Genomic DNA, 22195 nt, shown 5'->3' with positions numbered 1-22195 from the left:
CCAACGTCCACATACCTAAGACCGAAGGTCTCCATCCATCCCAACGATCCATTACGACTACCAAGTGCCATACCTAACCGCCAGAGGCCAAACACACCCATCCGTCCAACACCAAGGTAATTAACCCAATGGCCTCTTGGCCGATGGCGGTTCCAACCTGATTGGCCACCAAGCCAATCTCCCATCACCTCAACCCCAGCGAGCCAATGCGAGCCAACACCCATGACATCGCTGGCATACCAGCGAGCTGGGGTTCTTCAACCTATTAGTAATCTAATGCATACATTAACGTACTCTGGCCGATACAAGCTGACCGTTTCCATCGGAAACATCCATGCCCCTCTCCAGGGGCCGAAGCCAACATCCTCATGGCGGTTGCCACAACAGGCTCATGACCACAACGTTGCCAAGGTTTCATCCTCAGAAACCTGCAACCCAAATCCCGATGATCATCCACCCCAGACACAGAGGTGATGATCAGATGAGGGATTTGGCCCGAGAGCCTGTTCGAACCAACATCCTGTCAAGGATCGGAACCAACGACCTCCAACGTCCACCTACACACTACCATCAACAGCCATCTCATGACCGAACCTTCTGACCTCAACAGAGGTCCCAATCCCACCAATCTCCAACCTCAACCTTCAACCCTTCTACCCGTTGGCATGGTCCGAAGGACATCCTCCAAACGTTGGATCAACCTCCACACCATCCAGCCATCCTTGGCATAACTGATGGCATTTAACCCTTGGAGGTTGTGAAAACGTTTGGAACCACCAGACCCAACACCAACATCCCATTATTCCCACCATAGTTATGTTGGCCGATCAATCCAACCCAACGTTGGATCTCCAACCTCTCAGAGCCATCCATCGGACAACATAACTCCCCATCGAGCACCAGCGAGATGGTTCCACTCACCCAACCATCCCCATAACACTATCAAGGTTCAAACATGGTAGTACTGATCTAACATACACCAAATCGATGGTACTACGAACACCGCAACGTCCAATCTCCCATGGCCATAACCTAACGGTTCTTAACACCATCCGATCGAACCATCACAACAAGATGATGCCAACGTCCATGTTACCTCATCCATGTCGGTTGACATCTTGTTGGCCATTCCGATCACTGATAGTAGAATTGATAGTAACTCGGCTTCCAACAAGGAAACGAGTTCGATCTTATCTCCACCAACAACATCCGGTTCCAACATCCTAACGACCAGCCAATGGTATACCATCGTATGCACTACTTTACTGTCCACTACAACATGTACCAACACCCATGTACTGCCCTGACAACCCAATGTCAGGGATAGGGACTGCTGATAAAAACTTGACATTTACTCAATCATCATTATATATATACCTGACTATATAATATAACTTATATACTTATTATATTATTGATCTTATATCACATACGTGCGGGTATAACACCTATACCCCCATCCATGTTGGTCATGTTAACCCCCCGCAAGGGGGGAAGAGATATACACCACCAACAGGTGGTGATCTGAACAAGAGCTTGATCCTGGCTCAGAACGAATGCTGGCAACACGGCTTAACACATGCAAGTCGAGCGGACAACCTCTAAGCAGGTTGTTAGCGGCGAACGGGTGAGTAACACGTGAGAATCTACCTTGTTCAACGGGATAGCTTAAGACAACTTGAGGTAATACCGTATGACTCCCGCAACGGGTAAACGAATATTTCAGAACAAGATGAGCTTACGGTAGATTAGCTTGTTGTCTTCCCTTCACAAGAAGGGACGGAGCAGTACGATCCAAGCCAACAGCTATCAAGCCATCAATCTCCTCAAAGGGAGATCCGTCCTCTCCACCCCACCTGATCGTCATCAACTGGCTTCTCCAATGAAGCTCAAACATCCCCATCCATGTTGTTCCAACCAACCTAACAACCTCCGATCCCAAATATCACACCTCAAATCAATCCCATTCTAGTCCGATATCCCTCTCTCATAGCCAAGCACACCACTATCCCATCCTATAACCACCTCTACCTACCTCTGATCAACCAAAACCAACAAACATCAACATCCCAACCTCTCAACCCTCAAACAACACAGACGATTCCAATCTTTCTTCCTAATTTACATCCCTGCCTAATATATCTTTTAAACCCTCCCAATCCAGTCCATCCTCCTATTTTAAACCTAAACACTGACCCCTCTCATCCCCTCCATCAAGTGTTCCCAACACGATCCTCCGATCTCTACCATACCCAACCCTCTCATGAAACAACATCCAAACATCCCTTCAATTACTCCTCTCTGATCCTCCTAAACAGACTACCTAATCTAAACCCACCAACTACGTTCCTGTTTAAATCAATCAAACCGAACATATATGCCAACCTTCAAACCAAGTAAGACCAATTGATCCGAACCCACCATACTCCAACCGATCTATCCTCTAATTCCTAACATTCCATCAACAAATCTAAGTAACTCCAAGATTATATACCAACATGGTAACATGTTATACCCAACGCCCATGATAGTGAACGTGATCCTCTAAATCATAATCACATTGTAAACTAGTGACTACTACACCGAACACTAACAAAATGTAATAAAATCTTAAAACCAATCAAACTTACCCAAAACAACACCCATGTACCACATCCCCGTTGTCCAAACATCTACCCAATCCAGACATGAGAACAGACCTCCTGTTATTAAACTGAACCAAACGTTGGCCAACCCAACTCCGACCTAACTACCTTGATCCCACCAAGCAATACTGAAAACCCTAAGCCATCCTGTTCTCATCCCAAATCTCCACCCAATCACCCCAAACCTCTCTATCTCCTACGATAACTTCATCACCAACACTACCAAGGTTATATCCGACCCAAACATACCAACGTTCGATCAAACATCCAACACCCATATGTCAACACCATCCCTCCACCTCTTCGATCCCAAACCGATACCTCCAATCCTAAACACAGATACCCATGGTAACCTCAACCATGTTGTAACCCTATCAACCTCTAACCAAATAAACCTTTCAAACAACATCTTATGACATACATCCACACCTAAACTGATAAACTACCAACAAAATGTTGAATCCAAACCCCAACACCTTGCAGATCAAAGTCCATAGTTATCAACCTCCCATTTCATGGTCTTCCAACACATTAACTCAACAAACGATTACCGAACCTACCATAAGTCTACCCGTTACCATCCCCATCTCATACTACTGATCCAAACACCAACACCATCACTCCCATCCCCGTTTTCCCGTTGTTTCCTTAACACACCTAACATCTAAGCACCTACCCCAGACCATCCCTCCTCCTTCGATAACCTAATCCAAACCAATGAACGATCCACCTCCGACACACCCATCTGTCTATCAAACCTCCAACGTTTCTACCATAAGATATCCTAACAACCAACCTAATAACTTAAACCTCCAAGCCTCAGCAGAGGCTCTCCATCCCCATCTAAATCCTGATCTAAACTTTCAAACTAAACAACATCAAGTGCCAACGTCCACCCAACCCCAAACATGCATAAACATATCATCGATACTGATTCTTTTATCATCTAAATAACTCCGAACTTAATCAAACCTTCGAAGCCAACACCCACCCATACCAAACAACAACCCAACGTTGTTACATCCCGATAGCCAATCTCCCAAGATCTCACTCCTTCCTCCCTACCAACATGACATCATCCCAACCTCTAGTTCTCTATCTGTCCTTATCCTTAACACCATACTATTCCCGAACCATAAACCAACACCAACACTATAATTCAAGACTATTTAATTAATCTACCTATCTAATGGAAACAAAACAACAACGTCCATGTTGATCTTATCCGATTCCAACGTCCACATACCTAAGACCGAAGGTCTCCATCCATCCCAACGATCCATTACGACTACCAAGTGCCATACCTAACCGCCAGAGGCCAAACACACCCATCCGTCCAACACCAAGGTAATTAACCCAATGGCCTCTTGGCCGATGGCGGTTCCAACCTGATTGGCCACCAAGCCAATCTCCCATCACCTCAACCCCAGCGAGCCAATGCGAGCCAACACCCATGACATCGCTGGCATACCAGCGAGCTGGGGTTCTTCAACCTATTAGTAATCTAATGCATACATTAACGTACTCTGGCCGATACAAGCTGACCGTTTCCATCGGAAACATCCATGCCCCTCTCCAGGGGCCGAAGCCAACATCCTCATGGCGGTTGCCACAACAGGCTCATGACCACAACGTTGCCAAGGTTTCATCCTCAGAAACCTGCAACCCAAATCCCGATGATCATCCACCCCAGACACAGAGGTGATGATCAGATGAGGGATTTGGCCCGAGAGCCTGTTCGAACCAACATCCTGTCAAGGATCGGAACCAACGACCTCCAACGTCCACCTACACACTACCATCAACAGCCATCTCATGACCGAACCTTCTGACCTCAACAGAGGTCCCAATCCCACCAATCTCCAACCTCAACCTTCAACCCTTCTACCCGTTGGCATGGTCCGAAGGACATCCTCCAAACGTTGGATCAACCTCCACACCATCCAGCCATCCTTGGCATAACTGATGGCATTTAACCCTTGGAGGTTGTGAAAACGTTTGGAACCACCAGACCCAACACCAACATCCCATTATTCCCACCATAGTTATGTTGGCCGATCAATCCAACCCAACGTTGGATCTCCAACCTCTCAGAGCCATCCATCGGACAACATAACTCCCCATCGAGCACCAGCGAGATGGTTCCACTCACCCAACCATCCCCATAACACTATCAAGGTTCAAACATGGTAGTACTGATCTAACATACACCAAATCGATGGTACTACGAACACCGCAACGTCCAATCTCCCATGGCCATAACCTAACGGTTCTTAACACCATCCGATCGAACCATCACAACAAGATGATGCCAACGTCCATGTTACCTCATCCATGTCGGTTGACATCTTGTTGGCCATTCCGATCACTGATAGTAGAATTGATAGTAACTCGGCTTCCAACAAGGAAACGAGTTCGATCTTATCTCCACCAACAACATCCGGTTCCAACATCCTAACGACCAGCCAATGGTATACCATCGTATGCACTACTTTACTGTCCACTACAACATGTACCAACACCCATGTACTGCCCTGACAACCCAATGTCAGGGATAGGGACTGCTGATAAAAACTTGACATTTACTCAATCATCATTATATATATACCTGACTATATAATATAACTTATATACTTATTATATTATTGATCTTATATCACATACGTGCGGGTATAACACCTATACCCCCATCCATGTTGGTCATGTTAACCCCCCGCAAGGGGGGAAGAGATATACACCACCAACAGGTGGTGATCTGAACAAGAGCTTGATCCTGGCTCAGAACGAATGCTGGCAACACGGCTTAACACATGCAAGTCGAGCGGACAACCTCTAAGCAGGTTGTTAGCGGCGAACGGGTGAGTAACACGTGAGAATCTACCTTGTTCAACGGGATAGCTTAAGACAACTTGAGGTAATACCGTATGACTCCCGCAACGGGTAAACGAATATTTCAGAACAAGATGAGCTTACGGTAGATTAGCTTGTTGGTGGGGTAAAAGCCTACCAAGGCCAAGATCTATAGCTGGTCTGGAAGGATGGACAGCCACATTGGGACTGAGACAAGGCCCAACCCTCTAAGGAGGGCAGCAGTGAGGAATATTGGACAATGGGCGGAAGCCTGATCCAGCCATGTTGCATGAGTGACCGAAGGTCCAATGGACTGTAAAACTCTTACACTAATAATTAATTAATGATAATGTTAGTGAATAGCTCCGGCCAACTTCGTGCCAGCAGCCGCGGTAATACGAGGGGAGCGAGTGTTGTTCGATTTTATTGGGCGTAAAGGGCTATTAGGTGGTTCAACAAGTCGATGATCAAATCTTGGAGCTTAACTCCATCAAGGTTACCGATACTATTGAACTTGAACATGTAGAAGGGACGAATGGAATTCCAAGTGTAGAGGTGAAATTCGTTGATACTTGGAGGAACACCGGAGGCGAAAGCGATTCGTCATAACATGTTGACACTGAAATAGCGAAAGCATGGGGAGCAAACAGGATTAGATACCCTGGTAGTCCATGCCCTAAACGATGAATGCTAATGGTTAAGAGTACTTTAACCTTGATTAATCGAATTGGATAACAACTCGAAAAATCATAACAAGTTTACTCTCCGATCATAAAGCTAACGCGTTAAGCATTCCGCCTGGGGATTACGACCGCAAGGTTAAAACTCAAAGGAATTGACGGAGACTTGCACAAGCGGTGGAGCATGTGGTTTAATTCGAAGCTACACGAAGAACCTTACCAGCCCTTGACATACCATGGCCAAACATGTTGGAAACAACATGCCACTTACAACGAAGTAAGATGCCAGGAACAGGTGCTGCATGGCTGTTGTCAGCTCGTGTCGTGAGATGTATGGTTAAGTCCTAAAACGAGCATAACCCTCACCCATAGTTACCGAACATCAGACCTATACAATTAGGGATGATATACCTCTATGGGAACTGCTAACGTAAGTTAGAGGAAGGTGAGGACCACAACAAGTCATCATGGCCCTTATGGGCTGGGCTACACACGTGCTACAATGGTGGTTACAAAGAGCCGCAACGTTGTGAGACCGAGCAAATCTCCAAAGACCATCTCAGTCCGGATTGTACTCTGCAACCCGAGTACATGAAGTAGGAATCGCTAGTAATCGTGGATCAGCATGCCACGGTGAATACGTTCTCAAGTCTTGTACACACCGCCCGTCACACCATGGAGATCATCCATGCCAAAAGCTTGGATACAAGCGAAGGTAAGGGATGGTTACCGAGGTGAAGTCGTAACAAGGTAGCCGTAGGTGAACCTGTGGCTGAAACATAACAACGAAACTGACCTCTAGATGAGGTTACAACAACAAAATTCTGACAACACCACGTTGTTAAAGCAATCGAACATTATAACTAATAACATTAACTGAATTACATCTGAAAACGAGTAGCATCCGGTGGATGCCTAGGCCTGTATCAAGAAGATGGACCTGCGGATACCATGAAGCAGGTCTAAACATTAGTCTATGTTCTATGGACAACATCTGAACGTTGGGAACTGAAACATCTTAGTACCAACAGGAATAGAGAAGTATACAATTTCGTGAGTAGCAGCGAGTGAAACCGAATCAGGCATCCAAGGATATAAATGTGGTCGTTTGGAACAACGAGCAAGCTAGTGATAGCCTAGCGGCAATAGTACTCCCTAATGATAAAGTAGAACGAGACACAACAATCTCGTCCGAAGATAGGAGGACCACCTCCTAAGCCTAAATACTCATACAAGACCGATAGTGAACTAGTACCGTGAGGGAACGGTGAAACAGAACCCGAACAGGGTAGTGAAACAGATCCTGAAACCGGATGCCAACAAGCAGTCGGAGGGTCCAAAGACCTGACGACGTACCTTTTGCATAATGGGTCAACGAGTTGTTGTTGTAAGCAAAGCCATAGTCGATATAAGCGAAGCAAAAGCAAGTCCACAAAGGGCAACAACAAGTTTACAACATCAAACCCGAAACCGAGTGATCTAACCATGGACAGATTGAAGGTTGGTAAACATCATCCGAAGGATCGAACCCGTACGTGTTGCAAAACGTTGGGATGATCTGTGGTTAGGGGTGAAAGGCCAATCAAACTCGGAGATAGCTGGTTCTCTGCGAAATCTATTTAGGTAGAGTATCCAACGTACACATGTTGTGGTAAAGCACTGGATAGGTTGAGGGCTCACATGGGCCCGAGACTTAACTAAACTCTGAATATGATATGATATTATTGAATAAACACACCATGGGCATAACGTCCATGGTGGAGAGGGAAACAACCCAGACCTTGTCATAAGGTCCTCAAATCTGATCTAAGTGTATCAAAGGTCCAAATCTTTCACCGATAATTAGGATGTAGGCTTAGAAGCGGCCATCATCTAAGGAAAGCGTAACAGCTCACTAATTTAGAAGGATTTGACCGAAAATGTAACGGGACTAAGTTCAGTACCGAAGCCAAGGGCGTTGCCAACGAGCAACGCAGTAGCAGAGCATTCCGTAGGCCATGGAAGGCAACCCGTGAGGGTTGTTGGAGGTATCGGAAGCGATAATGTTGACATGAGTAACGATAATTGAAAGCAAGAACCTTTCACACCGAATGACTAAGGTTTCCTATTCAAAGTCGATCTGAATAGGGTTAGCCGGCACCTAAGGCCAAGCGCAAGCGCATAACCGATGGTAATCACGTTAATATTCGTGAGCCTATTTTGGATGACCCGAGTAATGTTGTTGTCTAATCTACAACGGTTGGATCAGGCTAAACCTTACTTGGCAGGAAACAGTCCATGATTTTATGGCCGTACCAAGAACTGACACAGGTGGTTAGGTAGAGTATACTAAGGTGAATGAGATAATTGTGCTGAAGGAACTCGGCAAACTGCATGTGTAACTTTGGAAGAAACATGATCTGTTCTATGGGTAACCATAACCAGAATAAGAAACCAAGGGGAAGCGACTGTTTATCAAAAACACAGGACTCTGCCAAATCGTAAGATGAAGTATAGAGTCTGACACCTGCCCGGTGCTGGCAAGTGAAACTCCGGATGTTCGAAGCATCCGGTCCAACCCCCAGTAAACGGCGGCCGTAACTATAACGGTCCGAAGGTAGCGAAACCCCTTGTCGGGTAAGTTCCGACCAGCATGAATGGTGTAACGACTTCCCCGCTGTCTCCAGCACAAGCTCAGTGAAATTGAAATCCCCGTGAAGATGCGGGGTATCTACGGCAAGACGGAAAGACCCCGTGCACCTTTACTGCAACCTTGTATTGATGAAATCGGGATTACCGCACAGAGTAAATGACTGGCGATGACCCCCTTGCCCAGGCAGGGGTCGAGCCTCCAATGAAACATCATTCAGCAACACGATAACATCTCATTGCATCAGGCCAATCCTGATCCAAGACCATGCAAGGTGGGTAGTTTGACTGGGACGGTCACCTCCTAAAAGGTAACAGAGGTGTACACAAGGTAGGCTCATGACGTTTGGAAATCGTCAGTAGAGTACAATGGCATATGCCTGCTTAGACTGCGAGACAGACATGTCAAGCAGAGACGAAAGTCGGTCATAGTGATCCAACGGATCCGAGTGGAAGGGCTGTTGCTCAACGGATAAAAGGTACGCCGGGGATAACAGGCTAATAACCCCCAAGAGCTCTTATCGACGGGGTTGCTTGGCACCTCGATGTCGACTCATCGCATCCTGGGGCTGAACAAGGTCCCAAGGGTATGGCTGTTCGCCATTTAAAGCGGTACGTGAGTTGGGTTCAGAACGTCGCAAGACAGTTCGGTCCCTATCTGCCGTAGACACAAGAAGGTTGACAGGATCTACCTCCAGTACGAGAGGACCGAGATGGACATACCTCTGGTCTCCCTGTTGTTCGAACCGACGAGCATAGCAGGATAGCTAAGTATGGAACGGATAACAGCTGAACACATCTAAGCCGGAAGCCAACCTGAAGATACCTTCTACTAAGAAAAATGATAGATCATCATTTAATAGACCAAGTGTGTAATCATGGTAACATGTTCAGCTAATTGGTTCTAACGTTCGAAACAACCAGATGTGACCGCAACGACTAACCCTAACGGCCATACCTCTAACAGGGTATTACTAAGGGTTATTAGAACCTCACCAAGGTTCTCCCATCCTCTAATCGATACATGATACTATCAACAAAATCCTAACATCCATCATATCCTACACCGTTGTCCGGATCCCAACGTCCACATACCTAAGACCGAAGGTCTCCATCCATCCCAACGATCCATTACGACTACCAAGTGCCATACCTAACCGCCAGAGGCCAAACACACCCATCCGTCCAACACCAAGGTAATTAACCCAATGGCCTCTTGGCCGATGGCGGTTCCAACCTGATTGGCCACCAAGCCAATCTCCCATCACCTCAACCCCAGCGAGCCAATGCGAGCCAACACCCATGACATCGCTGGCATACCAGCGAGCTGGGGTTCTTCAACCTATTAGTAATCTAATGCATACATTAACGTACTCTGGCCGATACAAGCTGACCGTTTCCATCGGAAACATCCATGCCCCTCTCCAGGGGCCGAAGCCAACATCCTCATGGCGGTTGCCACAACAGGCTCATGACCACAACGTTGCCAAGGTTTCATCCTCAGAAACCTGCAACCCAAATCCCGATGATCATCCACCCCAGACACAGAGGTGATGATCAGATGAGGGATTTGGCCCGAGAGCCTGTTCGAACCAACATCCTGTCAAGGATCGGAACCAACGACCTCCAACGTCCACCTACACACTACCATCAACAGCCATCTCATGACCGAACCTTCTGACCTCAACAGAGGTCCCAATCCCACCAATCTCCAACCTCAACCTTCAACCCTTCTACCCGTTGGCATGGTCCGAAGGACATCCTCCAAACGTTGGATCAACCTCCACACCATCCAGCCATCCTTGGCATAACTGATGGCATTTAACCCTTGGAGGTTGTGAAAACGTTTGGAACCACCAGACCCAACACCAACATCCCATTATTCCCACCATAGTTATGTTGGCCGATCAATCCAACCCAACGTTGGATCTCCAACCTCTCAGAGCCATCCATCGGACAACATAACTCCCCATCGAGCACCAGCGAGATGGTTCCACTCACCCAACCATCCCCATAACACTATCAAGGTTCAAACATGGTAGTACTGATCTAACATACACCAAATCGATGGTACTACGAACACCGCAACGTCCAATCTCCCATGGCCATAACCTAACGGTTCTTAACACCATCCGATCGAACCATCACAACAAGATGATGCCAACGTCCATGTTACCTCATCCATGTCGGTTGACATCTTGTTGGCCATTCCGATCACTGATAGTAGAATTGATAGTAACTCGGCTTCCAACAAGGAAACGAGTTCGATCTTATCTCCACCAACAACATCCGGTTCCAACATCCTAACGACCAGCCAATGGTATACCATCGTATGCACTACTTTACTGTCCACTACAACATGTACCAACACCCATGTACTGCCCTGACAACCCAATGTCAGGGATAGGGACTGCTGATAAAAACTTGACATTTACTCAATCATCATTATATATATACCTGACTATATAATATAACTTATATACTTATTATATTATTGATCTTATATCACATACGTGCGGGTATAACACCTATACCCCCATCCATGTTGGTCATGTTAACCCCCCGCAAGGGGGGAAGAGATATACACCACCAACAGGTGGTGATCTGAACAAGAGCTTGATCCTGGCTCAGAACGAATGCTGGCAACACGGCTTAACACATGCAAGTCGAGCGGACAACCTCTAAGCAGGTTGTTAGCGGCGAACGGGTGAGTAACACGTGAGAATCTACCTTGTTCAACGGGATAGCTTAAGACAACTTGAGGTAATACCGTATGACTCCCGCAACGGGTAAACGAATATTTCAGAACAAGATGAGCTTACGGTAGATTAGCTTGTTGTCTTCCCTTCACAAGAAGGGACGGAGCAGTACGATCCAAGCCAACAGCTATCAAGCCATCAATCTCCTCAAAGGGAGATCCGTCCTCTCCACCCCACTTCTCTAATAACTAAACTCAACGACCAACGTTCCAATCCAGATCCTTAAACATCTAGAACTTCAATGTCCAATCCAACCTTGAATAATTTCTTCAAACAACCCTCCTCATGACCTCCCTGTTCCCATCTTTCGGAACCTCTAACTACCTCTTATTCCTCCTAGTCCTCAAACACCTCTCAAACCAACATCCCCATCCTTATCATCCCAACCCTAACATCCAACCTCTGAAACCATCACGACCCCCATTCATTACAACTGAACCCACCCCATCTTCCCAATTTTACCTCCATCTCAACACAAAACACATACTCCTCTGTAACCGAACCCATCCTCTAACTAACGATGAACTGATCAAATCTCTCAAATCATCATCCTGTTTTATCCAAACACTCAAACATAACAACATCCGAATTTTGTTCCCAAAGACATACAAGATGATAACCCCAAACCTAATCTAACCATCTTCGATTGATACCACCACTTAATTACCTTAACATAAACATCAGATATTAATCAAACCAACAAATTAACGACTCTAATCCTAATCCCAACCATAGTAGGAACCAAAGGATCAGCATTAACCATACCACCCCCAACATGTACATCTTCCCCAACATCCACAACAAAACCGATGACATTTCTTCTACCCATCGACATTAACACCGAAGTAATAAATATAATCCATCCAAGAATTAAATCTACCTTGAAACATACCGCAATAAGCATCCGCTTCTCTATAACCTGATACCAACTTACCCCATCTACACCGATTCATCCTCCTAACATTAACAAATTCCTAACTTCTTCCAACAAAATAACAACAAACATAAACACCCAACCCACCCCACCATTAACCACCTCTATCTATCTCACCAATATCCACCCCACACATCTCATTAAATACCCTCATAACAACCTATCAACAATACCCTTCCACATCTATATGTAATCAATTATATACTCTAATACAACGTCCACAAAGCTTTACATCAACTAACACAACCACCATTGATATTAAATATCGGTCATTACAAAACCTACCCACAAACAACCTCTCAAGACATTAACCCTAAGCCATCTAGATACCTGATAACCTAGATACTATAAGCTTAACACAAACCTTATTAAAACAACAACATCCGACATCTGTAATTGAGGTCCAAACCACCCAACATGTTCAAAGTCCGAAAGCAACCACCTCTCTAAGAGATTAAACTTAACCCCAACCACCATTCCGACCTCTGTGTTGTCCTTTATTAACCCAATATTAACCATCCCCTGTTTAATTAAAACCATAACCCATAAACCTCCATAGACCAAAGACCATCATCGATGTTTAACCCCAATTCGACCATTACCTTTGATCCCTCAACATCCTCCCTCTCTTCATTGACAACCATCCCTAATAACTCACCACAACATCCTTCTCAACCCCATCATCTACTTCTCTTCTATCAACAAAATTAACCTCCACCATCCTACCCTATCCTGTTAACACCAACCAAAACCAAACGTTGTCACACTCCAACGTCCATACACCAAAAACATCGAACAAATCATCAGCCAATCCCTTAAATCCTCCTAACTCAACCTCCATTCATGACCCCATTCATTGTCCCAAACATCATCGATTTCAACCCCCCACCATACCTCTTCCCGACAAGTAAACACTGAACCAACACCCACCATGACCTATCACTCCAATAACAACGATCCCAACTAATCTCCAATGATACTCCCAAACTGAACCTACATCGATGACCACCAACATCCACCACCCAATCAAGTGATTCCTTTAACTCCCTCCAACATCTTCATGGTTATACTTAATCCCACTCTAACCCTCCTATTAAACACCTCACAACACCCCAACCTTCCATCCCTCCTAACAAACACAGACCCTACTACCTACCAACCATTAAACCAACAACCAAACCGACATACCAAAGATCATAACTCAAAACTTCAATGGCTTTAAGCCTAAACATATCAACCTTTTCTAATAACCTTTAACAACACCACAACATTTTAACAGTTAATCCAACTAAACAAAGAGATAACAACATGAAAACCATGCCAATCACCTCCATGATAGTAAACTTAACCTCTAAACCTAATCCAACTGATCTCAAACAACAATTACACAACATAATGAATCAAGACATGACCAAAACAACCCACCATCATAAACCACATCCCAAACATCAAAATAATCCAACAAATTATCCACATACTTCAACAAATATCCAAAGATATCCTTCCGAACCTCTCAAACGTTGTACCATCCCTCCTTCCCCATCCGATCAACAACACCACTGACTGATTGATCCTTCATCGAAGTGTTATAAACCCATTCAAAGCCATCCCCTCAACCCAATCCAACATCCACCAATCTAACCACCATAGCCACATTAACCCCATCAAAAACATTACCAAACATTTAACCAACAAAAAAACACTAAAAACCAACACCCATAAGCATTAACTCCCTATCGGACCCAAACGAGATGATTTCATCCCTCCAAAGGAGGTTCCAACCAAGTTCTAAACCAAACTGAAACAACTCTTATCTCCATGTTCTCAACCCTCTCAAATCTACCAACCACAACACCCACCCCCAACCCAACGTCTCTCTGTCCTTGACCCCATTTCATCCGATCTAACCCAACCTTGACTAAACAACCTCCAAGAACCAAAAAACCCAACCCTCAAACCCCATCTTCCAACATCATCTTGTTGTTTCAATATTTTCTATCCGATCCCCATCAGCTGAACAGTTAAACTCGGCTTCCAACCAGGAAACGAGTTCAGATCAATGCCTCCCGTCATCACGTTGTGACATCGGCCTAATCACCCCCATAACATCCGCATCCACCAACATCTTGAAGCCAATGACTAACCACATCTGGATATCAAAAAAAATAACCCCAATCAAAGGCACAACATTTACCTTAAAACTAATATCCAATCCTGTTATAATAACTTTAAATAAATTAACAAACCTGAGCTTTGAAGACTGTACAGCAATCGCCAAAACCAACAACAACGACCTAGAGAAATCACTGAAACAGGCATACCTCCAAATCTACAAACCTCCATTCAACATCATAAATGGCAACTGATTCTCAACTCTTATCCCAACCAGATCTAAAATCTACCTGTTCAAGCTATACTCCAACACCCAAATCTACAACAACCGAAACAACTGAAAAATAAGAAATACCCTAAACAAAATAATAAACAACCTCCCATTAAACACAGAAAAGGTATTCAAACTAGAAATTGTAACAGGAATAATATTACATTCATGTATTGGATTGAAGTATGATGCCACAATATTCGGATTCCATCTCCATGAAAGGGTAAACGATTCCATATATAAAGGATTAGCTCTAACAATAATCTCTTCAACCTCAACTCGACAAAACCTTATCCCTCTAACAAGGTTCCTATGCCGCTTAAGCTATCTCCGAACCCCAATCCCCAAAACCAACATCCTAACAGACATTATCAACGAAACCTTCGAAACCAATTTCATCAAAACAACACAGAAACTAATCCAAATCTTCAACAAAACTAACAACTGCACAGCGACTCTCCAAAGAGTCTTCATCATCAAGTAAACATCAATCCTTAACCCCCTCCCTAGACCTCTTAATCAACCACCCCAATCCCATCTTTCTTAGATCTTCTTTAAAACTCCAAACATCCCACCATCCTCCACCATCGAACCCCATTTACTCCATCCTCATAACCACATCCATCAAACATCTCAGATATATCTCTTCAATATATATTAAATCCTAATCCAAGTTCAACATCCCAACCAAACACCATCCCAACTACCTCTTTCCAACCCGTAAACATGCAAGCTCCGCTTGCCTCCTGTTCAAGCCCAAACACCCATCATGACTGGATCATTCATCCTCAACTCCCATCCATGTTGTTCACCCTCATCCCCTATCCATATCTCCTTTTAACACAACCTAAACCCTCATACCTCCTAGAAATATAACACCAAACGATGACCATAAACCAACCTACCCAATACCTCATCTATTAAATCAATACTTGTTTTTAAAAACATATATTCTCCAAGAATATAAAACCTGATTAATAACAACAACAAAATTTTAACAAAACCATTCCAACTTCAACAAAATCCAACACGATCAACATAATCCAACCTATCTAAACAACACAATAACTATGAAACAACCTCTGAACAGATTATTATGTTATCTACCTACCATCGGAACCTAACAACAAGATAACGAACAATCCAACAAATATTAATCCCATCTCCAACACCCTACATGTTAACATCTATCTCATCAAAACCTGATACCAAACCTCCATCAATTACCTCCGATCAACCCCACTCCCAACAAAGTGATACCTATTATCATAAAATTACAACAAACACGAAACAATTAACCCAATCCATCCCCCTACCCCAACATCTAACATCCATATTTGGTTCCCATCCAACAAATCATAACAACTTATCAAAATCCCATTACCATCGATGTTGCAGATTACTTCCCAAAACATATCCCACCTATCTTTATCACGATAACCCAACAACTACAACGTAAAAATGGTAACACAAAGCAACTTCTCCAGAGATCTTAAAACATTAATCCTCAAACATCTAGACTCCGGCAGTCTCGAACTCTTAAGTTTAATAAGTTCAATAAAAACCACCCTAACATCTGGAATAAAAAAGCTAAACCAACTAACATACTCAAAATTCGGAAACAACATCCTCACTAAAAAGTTAAACCTAATCCTAGCCCTCATCTGAGGCCTCTGTTGTACAACGTTAACCTGATATTGGTTGTTTTATCCCTAACAGCTTGTTTATACTTTAAAAACCATAGAAGTCAATAGATCGACAACCATCATTGGTGTTCAACATCGACCACCATTCGGCCCATCTCCAACCTCTCTCCTAACAACCCATCCCTAACGTGTTTACCTCCAAACCCCATCAACTCATCCCCATATCTTACAAGCCATTATATCCTCCATCCAGATTTTATACCCCATCAACATTCAACATCCCCAATTCATACCTACTTAACATCAACATGAATAAACCTAAAACAACAAACAATTATAACCTTACAACTCCCCGATGCTAATCTCCTAAGCATCAAACAACCACTCATACCATTTATCCCAACATATACCAAGTAATTACCTACAACAAAATAAAACAAATATGAACAATACCAACAAACGAACAAACAAACAAACAACGGCCAACCACCAAAGCATATCGATTCTGAAATATTTAATAGGTATAAACCTCAAACAATTCATAATTGATGGAGTAAACTACCAAATCAACGAATGTTATGCTGTTATCGGCCAATGAATTATAAAAGCTCAAGTACTATCTGGCCAACGCCCACATGCAACAACCCTATGCCTCTCAGAATTAGGCAGAGAACACCCTTCAGAGATAATACTTAACCATTCACCATGCCTCGAATTCAACGAAACCCCACCATGTTGTTATTCTCTATTAAATTCCTGTTCAAACATCCTTATAATCGGTCACAACCATCCAAACCTCGAAACTGTTAAGTTCCTCAGAACATTTGTCAGTGTCGGTTGAATGAAACCGAAGCCAATACTACTAATACCCTACAACAACAACTTCCAACGTTCAGTTAAACCCATAGGACCGAACTCCAAACAAAAGGTCATAACATGAGCACCAAAATCCACATCACAAAACCCTACAACAATCAAGGACCTAAACGTTGTTAAAACCGATACAACAAAGTTAACAATTGGATTTAATAAACCCATACTAACGACCTCAGATCCAAACACCAAAACAACCGCAAACAACCCAACCCCACCCGAACAACACATAACCAAACACCTAATCAAAAGACTACATTTATCTCTATCAAACGAAATAATAGTGAACAAAACAAACCTTATACTCCTACCAGATAAAAACCAATTCCTCTTCGAAATCAATCTCATTCAACCTATCCCACCCAACACCCTCAACATCCTCATGTATTTATTAAACAAAACAACCTCAAACTTAATTCTTAATAGAGACTACTACATCAACAAATATCTAAGTTCAATGAACAAAACGATCTACTTAACCTGTGATCCAAAATACCACAACCTCTGATCAAAACAACACAACATCCAACCAATAAAACTATTAAAACAACCCAAATCCAACCCAACTCCACAACATAAATCTCTTAAACCATCCTAGCCAACATATTAACACATCCCTATTCCTTCATCCCCATTAATCTCTAACCACAATACATCCATCTAAACACATATATTCATGAATAAACAATTACCCCACCCAAACATCCATATCCTACCCACACCCACATCTCCCTGTTATCCAAACTTAACACCTAACTTCTAATCACAACATATAATCAACCCAATTCATCCTCCAACCCCAACAAACACCCCTCTATCCAATCATAATACACATCCCCACCAATCTTACATCTTCTAACTCCATTCCCCTTCAACCTGCTCATTCTGAAACACACATCTATCCGCATACCTGATAACTATATTTATTGAACTAAACCATAAGGCTTAAACCCTACCCACCAACATCACCCCACACATAAACCAAAACAATGATCCGAACAAACCAAAACTACAACCACATAACAACTTCAACGATTTATGCCACCGTTAGTGACTTACCTTGTGCAATTGCAATAATAAGACTATCCGGACCTTTGGTACTGAAAACGTTGAACGAATGTATCGATGAATTACTAGAACCAGACAGCTGAAGAACATCTACCCTAACCGATATCACAAGTCCAATTAACAAATGTACAACAAGATGACAACCATCCCCGAACTCTCCAACTGGAGAAGACTACGCCGAACTACACGTATTTGGTTTAAGAACAGTGGTAAATGTACTAACAAACAAGTTCAAAGGTTTAGGATTAAAACAAGCAAACAGAGGAGAATTCACTAAACGAGGATTGAAAAACAACAAGATATCATCAAAAGAAGTCATCGAAATCGCCAGTCACTATGGTCTCAAGATCAAATCATCTGCAATTAATAACATCAAAACAGCATTCAAAACAACAATCACAAAACTGGAATTAACTAACCATCAAAACATTTCAGTAAAAATAAATCAATTAACTACCCGTTTAACGAACTTAATAAAAACAAGTATCAAACTAAACAACATATGTCTAGTAGGTAACACAAACGTTGGTAAATCATCTCTGTTTAATGCTATTTCCAAAAGAACCAGAGCAATTGTTGATAACGTTAAAGGTACTACCCGCGATGTATTAAAAACCAGTTTCAGAGACTTCAACCTCTGAGATACACCAGGATTTAATCAAAGAAACATAAACTCAAAATTCATAACAAATGCTTGAACCTATATCGATAATGCTGGAGTAATAGCTATGGTAAACAACAACCAACCTCCAAAACCATTTTTAAGACTTAAACACAAAGCAGCAATAATCTTAATAGAATCAAAGTCAGATCTAATTCATAAATTACCAAAACAAAACGATGTAATCTGAACTTCGGCATATACAATGGAAGGAATACCACAAACGATCAACCTATTCAAGCAACTAACAAGAAAATCCATTATAACACCATCCCAAATAACAGCTCTAACCTTACTAAAGAAATGTAACCTGATCAAAAATATAGACACTAAATTCGATATGCTTAAACTAACCAATAAAATATTAAACAACGACAATGACGAAACAACAACCGCCCACACCTTAACTAACTACCTGTGCTATGGAAAATAAAGTAAAAATGTACAACGTGGTAGTTATTGGATGTGGACATGCCGGAATTGAAGCAGCAAACGCATCAAGTAAACTTGTTAAAACTGCAATAGTCGTAGCCAATCAACAAGATGTTGGTAAACTCTCATGTAATCCATCAATCGGTGGCCTAACAAAATCTCAATTAATCTGTGAACTAACATGTGTTGGAGGTATTATGGGCCAATTAGCTGATAAAAGTGCAACCCACATCGATACTCTTAACAAATCAAGAGGCAGAGCAGTTAGAGCTCTTAGAATCCAAGTTGACAGAGAAATGTACAGAACCTTATCTCTCGAAATATTAAACACCTTAACTGTTATTTACGATGAGGTTATCGATATAATACATCTTAACAACAAAATTTTATTGAAATTAGCATCCGGATCTGAACTATACACCAAAGCAGTTGTAGTAGCAACAGGACCATTTGGCCGAGCAACATGTCACATTGGTGAATGTGTTATACCTGGTGGAAAGCCACTTACCCAACGTCAAAACTGCATGTTAAACCTATTCAATAAATATGGTATCAGATTCAAACGTTTCAAAACAAGTACTCCACCACGACTAATAAAAACCTCTATAAACTGAGAACACACTCAACCAATGCCAAGCGAGAAACCATTGTATGGCTTCAGTGGAAAATTAACCTCATTTATAAACCAATTATACTGTTACTCCCTACATACCAATGAAGATACCTACAAAATATTAAAGACCTATGCTGTTTATTCATCCTCACAAAGAGGTATATCACTAGGAGCCGGATCCAAACGTTGTTCTTCAATCGAGAATAGAATAATCCATTCAAATCGTAAATATCAAAGACTCATCATAGAACCAGAAGGATTTGATGATGAAACTGTATACCTAAACGGAGCCTTCACCTCCCTTCCAATTGAAATACAAACAAAAATGTTAAAAACTATACCAGCATTTACCAACGTCCATGTTGCCAAGTTCGGATACAGTGTAGAATACGATGTAATTTGTTCAGGTGAAATAGACGAATCGTTGCAGCTAAGATGTATATCAGGAGTATTTATGGCAGGTCAAATCTGTGGATCAACGGGATACGAAGAAGCAGCAGCCCAAGGTTGACTAGCAGGTGTTAATGCAGCAATGCATTCCAAATCCTTTCCAGTATATAAACTCAATAAATTATACTCATATATTGGACTACTAACATACGACCTTAGCAAAAAAGGATTGAGAACTCCATATCGAGTCTTAAGTGCAAGAACTCCAACCAGAAATCAATTAAGACAACGAAATGCCATCCTCCGAATGTTACCTTTGGCCCTAGCCACAACATCAACAAATGAAAAGAAACAAATATTATGAGCCGATCTTGTCAAACAATTCAAGATTCTGATGGAACCAAATGTTAAACTTAAAATCAATCCGAACAAATTCAACTTAAATCCCGATCACAAACTAATGAAATTAGTACAAATGTTCCGAAGTTACCAAACATACAAACACTAAACCTTTAACAATGGCAAACACCTTAACAAACAACAATACTAACATATCGATACCAAAACAACATCCAAACATGTACTGAAACACCAACAACACAAAATTCAATGCCATAATTGCTTTAAAAGAACCAACAATGCGGGATTACATCACCATTGTCAACGTAGCAATGATACCAGAAGTCACCAGTTGTCAAATATGATTAGCTGCAATAAAACTTATGAAACAAGCCAGATGAGGTCGGTTCCAAACTCCAACAAAAATGTATACAGATACCGGCAAATTACTTTGGTTTAAAGCTTCAACATGTTTAAAACTTGGAAACACCATCACGAGCTTATGCTTTACCGTTAACAACACCCAAAGATCCATAACTAACCACAACTGATATCTATTAACAGCTGAAAACACTCCAACAAAAACATCTACATTTATCGGATTAAAAGGTATTACCTCTACCCGTTGTAACCAAACGTTCCAAACATCGATTAGTCCAGCTTGTAAGAACCGATTAGATATTCAACTAAAAAATACTGTACCCGGACCAAATCAAACATTTTATGCCAGAATCCTAGGCAAAACACAACAACCATGTAACATCGAAAGCATGACCATTAACAAAGGAACATCAATCCTCGGATCTGAATCATTAACAATTAATTACTGATCAACATGTTTCCTAGCTGCCTATCTCGTATCCCAAATATTCAAAGAGAACAAAACCTCCTACGACAACCCCTGAATTGGATTAACAAACACATTATTCTGATCAAAGAAATTAGAAAAACCATCCATCAATACCAGCAATAGCTGCACATCAATCGTACTAACTTGTAACCAATATCCCGAAAGACAACGTAGACTATCGGAAATACAACGAATATGTGAAAACGAATTATTAACTGGAACCCAAACCAGATTACCCTGATCAATCAAACCCCATTAGTCCCCAATAATCCCAACACCCACATCAATATCCATACCAATCCATCACCTGTATCTAACTCCCGCTATACCCATCTCCCTTCAACATAAACTAACCAAACCACTCTTAATCCTCATACCCAACCTCCAACATCCAAACTCCAACCCCCATCAACATCAATTCGATCAAACGAACCACCACATAAA

Annotated in this window: 37 protein-coding genes, 2 rRNA genes and 1 other annotated feature; of the genes, 6 read left to right on the top strand and 33 right to left on the bottom strand. The window is 42.4% G+C overall.

The window, feature by feature from the left end; translation table 4 throughout:
- The 12 genes from MAGTDC_RS03075 to MAGTDC_RS03050 form a co-directional block, all read right to left on the bottom strand.
- A partial coding sequence (locus MAGTDC_RS03075; RefSeq protein WP_146656996.1) for a hypothetical protein occupies positions 1 to 557 on the bottom strand: 557 nt, incomplete at its 3' end.
- A gap of 7 nt (positions 558 to 564) precedes the next feature.
- Positions 565 to 720 (bottom strand): hypothetical protein, encoded by a 156-nt coding sequence (locus tag MAGTDC_RS04930; RefSeq protein WP_278046963.1) that lies wholly within the window; start codon positions 718 to 720, stop codon positions 565 to 567.
- A 21-nt stretch (positions 721 to 741) separates the two neighbouring features.
- Positions 742 to 921: a hypothetical protein gene (locus MAGTDC_RS03070; protein WP_146656993.1), complete on the bottom strand. Its 180-nt coding sequence runs from the start codon at positions 919 to 921 to the stop codon at positions 742 to 744.
- Positions 922 to 1042: 121 nt separating this feature from the next.
- On the bottom strand, positions 1043 to 1351 hold the full coding sequence (locus MAGTDC_RS03065) for a hypothetical protein (RefSeq protein ID WP_146656992.1): 309 nt from the start codon (positions 1349 to 1351) through the stop codon (positions 1043 to 1045).
- Between the two features lie 220 nt (positions 1352 to 1571).
- Positions 1572 to 1834, top strand: a sequence feature (16S ribosomal RNA rRNA prediction is too short).
- 193 nt (positions 1835 to 2027) lie between these two features.
- A complete protein-coding gene (locus MAGTDC_RS04925; RefSeq protein ID WP_192573172.1) occupies positions 2028 to 2192 on the bottom strand; it encodes a hypothetical protein in 165 nt (54 codons plus the stop codon).
- 649 nt (positions 2193 to 2841) lie between these two features.
- Positions 2842 to 3003, bottom strand: coding sequence for a hypothetical protein (locus MAGTDC_RS04920; protein ID WP_192573171.1), 162 nt, complete (start codon positions 3001 to 3003; stop codon positions 2842 to 2844).
- Positions 3004 to 3394: 391 nt separating this feature from the next.
- Positions 3395 to 3559 (bottom strand): hypothetical protein, encoded by a 165-nt coding sequence (locus MAGTDC_RS04915; RefSeq protein ID WP_192573170.1) that lies wholly within the window; start codon positions 3557 to 3559, stop codon positions 3395 to 3397.
- A gap of 32 nt (positions 3560 to 3591) precedes the next feature.
- On the bottom strand, positions 3592 to 3729 hold the full coding sequence (locus MAGTDC_RS04910) for a hypothetical protein (RefSeq protein ID WP_192573169.1): 138 nt from the start codon (positions 3727 to 3729) through the stop codon (positions 3592 to 3594).
- Between the two features lie 137 nt (positions 3730 to 3866).
- Positions 3867 to 4433 carry a hypothetical protein gene (locus MAGTDC_RS03060; protein WP_146656995.1) on the bottom strand — a complete coding sequence of 189 codons (567 nt, stop codon included), beginning with the start codon at positions 4431 to 4433 and terminating at the stop codon, positions 3867 to 3869.
- Between the two features lie 7 nt (positions 4434 to 4440).
- On the bottom strand, positions 4441 to 4596 hold the full coding sequence (locus MAGTDC_RS04905) for a hypothetical protein (protein ID WP_278046963.1): 156 nt from the start codon (positions 4594 to 4596) through the stop codon (positions 4441 to 4443).
- A gap of 21 nt (positions 4597 to 4617) precedes the next feature.
- The gene (locus MAGTDC_RS03055; protein WP_146656993.1) at positions 4618 to 4797 is read right to left on the bottom strand and encodes a hypothetical protein; all 180 of its coding nucleotides are present in this window, start codon (positions 4795 to 4797) and stop codon (positions 4618 to 4620) included.
- A gap of 121 nt (positions 4798 to 4918) precedes the next feature.
- Positions 4919 to 5227 (bottom strand): hypothetical protein, encoded by a 309-nt coding sequence (locus tag MAGTDC_RS03050; RefSeq protein WP_146656992.1) that lies wholly within the window; start codon positions 5225 to 5227, stop codon positions 4919 to 4921.
- 173 nt (positions 5228 to 5400) lie between these two features.
- Between MAGTDC_RS03050 and MAGTDC_RS03045 the strand changes: the two genes are divergently transcribed.
- Positions 5401 to 6963: ribosomal RNA gene (locus MAGTDC_RS03045) — 16S ribosomal RNA — on the top strand.
- A gap of 96 nt (positions 6964 to 7059) precedes the next feature.
- Positions 7060 to 9732: ribosomal RNA gene (locus MAGTDC_RS03040) — 23S ribosomal RNA — on the top strand.
- Together the 16S and 23S rRNA genes form the textbook arrangement of a ribosomal RNA operon.
- Positions 9733 to 9864: 132 nt before the next feature.
- Here the strand turns inward: MAGTDC_RS03040 and MAGTDC_RS03035 are convergent.
- The 19 genes from MAGTDC_RS03035 to MAGTDC_RS02970 form a co-directional block, all read right to left on the bottom strand.
- Positions 9865 to 10440 carry a hypothetical protein gene (locus tag MAGTDC_RS03035; protein WP_146656994.1) on the bottom strand — a complete coding sequence of 192 codons (576 nt, stop codon included), beginning with the start codon at positions 10438 to 10440 and terminating at the stop codon, positions 9865 to 9867.
- Between the two features lie 7 nt (positions 10441 to 10447).
- On the bottom strand, positions 10448 to 10603 hold the full coding sequence (locus tag MAGTDC_RS04900) for a hypothetical protein (RefSeq protein WP_278046963.1): 156 nt from the start codon (positions 10601 to 10603) through the stop codon (positions 10448 to 10450).
- A 21-nt stretch (positions 10604 to 10624) separates the two neighbouring features.
- A complete protein-coding gene (locus tag MAGTDC_RS03030; RefSeq protein WP_146656993.1) occupies positions 10625 to 10804 on the bottom strand; it encodes a hypothetical protein in 180 nt (59 codons plus the stop codon).
- A gap of 121 nt (positions 10805 to 10925) precedes the next feature.
- The gene (locus tag MAGTDC_RS03025) at positions 10926 to 11234 is read right to left on the bottom strand and encodes a hypothetical protein (protein ID WP_146656992.1); all 309 of its coding nucleotides are present in this window, start codon (positions 11232 to 11234) and stop codon (positions 10926 to 10928) included.
- Positions 11235 to 11631: 397 nt separating this feature from the next.
- On the bottom strand, positions 11632 to 11760 hold the full coding sequence (locus MAGTDC_RS05645) for a hypothetical protein (protein ID WP_278046962.1): 129 nt from the start codon (positions 11758 to 11760) through the stop codon (positions 11632 to 11634).
- Entirely contained in the window at positions 11744 to 11866 is a 123-nt protein-coding gene (locus MAGTDC_RS05640; protein WP_278046961.1) for a hypothetical protein, read from the bottom strand. Before MAGTDC_RS05640 ends, MAGTDC_RS05645 begins: the two co-directional genes overlap by 17 nt.
- 32 nt (positions 11867 to 11898) lie before the next feature.
- Complete coding sequence (locus tag MAGTDC_RS04895; protein ID WP_192573166.1) at positions 11899 to 12069, bottom strand: hypothetical protein; 171 nt, start codon at positions 12067 to 12069, stop codon at positions 11899 to 11901.
- 49 nt (positions 12070 to 12118) lie between these two features.
- The gene (locus tag MAGTDC_RS03020; RefSeq protein WP_146656991.1) at positions 12119 to 12598 is read right to left on the bottom strand and encodes a hypothetical protein; all 480 of its coding nucleotides are present in this window, start codon (positions 12596 to 12598) and stop codon (positions 12119 to 12121) included.
- A 243-nt stretch (positions 12599 to 12841) separates the two neighbouring features.
- Positions 12842 to 13180, bottom strand: a complete 339-nt coding sequence (locus MAGTDC_RS03015; protein ID WP_192573165.1) for a hypothetical protein — start codon at positions 13178 to 13180, stop codon at positions 12842 to 12844.
- A 43-nt stretch (positions 13181 to 13223) separates the two neighbouring features.
- A complete protein-coding gene (locus MAGTDC_RS03010) occupies positions 13224 to 13526 on the bottom strand; it encodes a hypothetical protein (RefSeq protein ID WP_146656989.1) in 303 nt (100 codons plus the stop codon).
- Complete coding sequence (locus tag MAGTDC_RS04890; RefSeq protein ID WP_192573164.1) at positions 13490 to 13636, bottom strand: hypothetical protein; 147 nt, start codon at positions 13634 to 13636, stop codon at positions 13490 to 13492. Before MAGTDC_RS04890 ends, MAGTDC_RS03010 begins: the two co-directional genes overlap by 37 nt.
- A gap of 217 nt (positions 13637 to 13853) precedes the next feature.
- Positions 13854 to 14180, bottom strand: a complete 327-nt coding sequence (locus MAGTDC_RS03005; RefSeq protein WP_146656988.1) for a hypothetical protein — start codon at positions 14178 to 14180, stop codon at positions 13854 to 13856.
- Positions 14181 to 14229: 49 nt separating this feature from the next.
- Positions 14230 to 14466 (bottom strand): hypothetical protein, encoded by a 237-nt coding sequence (locus tag MAGTDC_RS03000; RefSeq protein WP_192573163.1) that lies wholly within the window; start codon positions 14464 to 14466, stop codon positions 14230 to 14232.
- Positions 14415 to 14645: a hypothetical protein gene (locus MAGTDC_RS04885; RefSeq protein ID WP_192573162.1), complete on the bottom strand. Its 231-nt coding sequence runs from the start codon at positions 14643 to 14645 to the stop codon at positions 14415 to 14417. Before MAGTDC_RS04885 ends, MAGTDC_RS03000 begins: the two co-directional genes overlap by 52 nt.
- 649 nt (positions 14646 to 15294) lie before the next feature.
- Positions 15295 to 15477 (bottom strand): hypothetical protein, encoded by a 183-nt coding sequence (locus MAGTDC_RS02990; protein ID WP_146656985.1) that lies wholly within the window; start codon positions 15475 to 15477, stop codon positions 15295 to 15297.
- Positions 15434 to 15682 (bottom strand): hypothetical protein, encoded by a 249-nt coding sequence (locus tag MAGTDC_RS02985; protein WP_192573161.1) that lies wholly within the window; start codon positions 15680 to 15682, stop codon positions 15434 to 15436. Before MAGTDC_RS02985 ends, MAGTDC_RS02990 begins: the two co-directional genes overlap by 44 nt.
- A 61-nt stretch (positions 15683 to 15743) precedes the next feature.
- The gene (locus tag MAGTDC_RS02980) at positions 15744 to 15926 is read right to left on the bottom strand and encodes a hypothetical protein (protein ID WP_146656983.1); all 183 of its coding nucleotides are present in this window, start codon (positions 15924 to 15926) and stop codon (positions 15744 to 15746) included.
- Between the two features lie 227 nt (positions 15927 to 16153).
- Complete coding sequence (locus tag MAGTDC_RS04880) at positions 16154 to 16327, bottom strand: hypothetical protein (RefSeq protein ID WP_192573160.1); 174 nt, start codon at positions 16325 to 16327, stop codon at positions 16154 to 16156.
- Positions 16328 to 16512: 185 nt separating this feature from the next.
- Positions 16513 to 16737 carry a hypothetical protein gene (locus tag MAGTDC_RS02970; RefSeq protein ID WP_146656981.1) on the bottom strand — a complete coding sequence of 75 codons (225 nt, stop codon included), beginning with the start codon at positions 16735 to 16737 and terminating at the stop codon, positions 16513 to 16515.
- Positions 16738 to 16967: 230 nt separating this feature from the next.
- Between MAGTDC_RS02970 and MAGTDC_RS04875 the strand changes: the two genes are divergently transcribed.
- A complete protein-coding gene (locus tag MAGTDC_RS04875; RefSeq protein WP_192573159.1) occupies positions 16968 to 17996 on the top strand; it encodes a hypothetical protein in 1029 nt (342 codons plus the stop codon).
- Positions 17997 to 18150: 154 nt separating this feature from the next.
- On the opposite strand, the gene MAGTDC_RS04870 is transcribed toward MAGTDC_RS04875, so the two are convergent.
- Positions 18151 to 18273, bottom strand: coding sequence for a hypothetical protein (locus MAGTDC_RS04870; RefSeq protein ID WP_278046960.1), 123 nt, complete (start codon positions 18271 to 18273; stop codon positions 18151 to 18153).
- A gap of 114 nt (positions 18274 to 18387) precedes the next feature.
- Between MAGTDC_RS04870 and MAGTDC_RS02955 the strand changes: the two genes are divergently transcribed.
- The 3 genes from MAGTDC_RS02955 to MAGTDC_RS04865 all read left to right on the top strand — a co-directional run bounded on the left by MAGTDC_RS02955 (position 18388) and on the right by MAGTDC_RS04865 (position 22010).
- Positions 18388 to 19560 (top strand): GTPase, encoded by a 1173-nt coding sequence (locus MAGTDC_RS02955; RefSeq protein ID WP_146656978.1) that lies wholly within the window; start codon positions 18388 to 18390, stop codon positions 19558 to 19560.
- Positions 19561 to 19576: 16 nt separating this feature from the next.
- Entirely contained in the window at positions 19577 to 21070 is a 1494-nt protein-coding gene (locus tag MAGTDC_RS02950; protein ID WP_192573157.1) for an FAD-dependent oxidoreductase, read from the top strand.
- Positions 21071 to 21140: 70 nt separating this feature from the next.
- Positions 21141 to 22010 (top strand): hypothetical protein, encoded by an 870-nt coding sequence (locus tag MAGTDC_RS04865; RefSeq protein ID WP_192573156.1) that lies wholly within the window; start codon positions 21141 to 21143, stop codon positions 22008 to 22010.
- On the opposite strand, the gene MAGTDC_RS04860 is transcribed toward MAGTDC_RS04865, so the two are convergent.
- On the bottom strand, positions 22007 to 22195 hold a 189-nt coding region (locus MAGTDC_RS04860; protein ID WP_192573155.1), incomplete at its 5' end, for a hypothetical protein. The two genes, MAGTDC_RS04865 and MAGTDC_RS04860, sit on opposite strands and share 4 nt — an antisense overlap.

The organism is Candidatus Hodgkinia cicadicola (assembly GCF_002774925.1).
The sequence above is the reverse complement of the archived record's forward strand: the minus strand, read 5'-3'. Positions and strand labels throughout refer to the sequence as shown.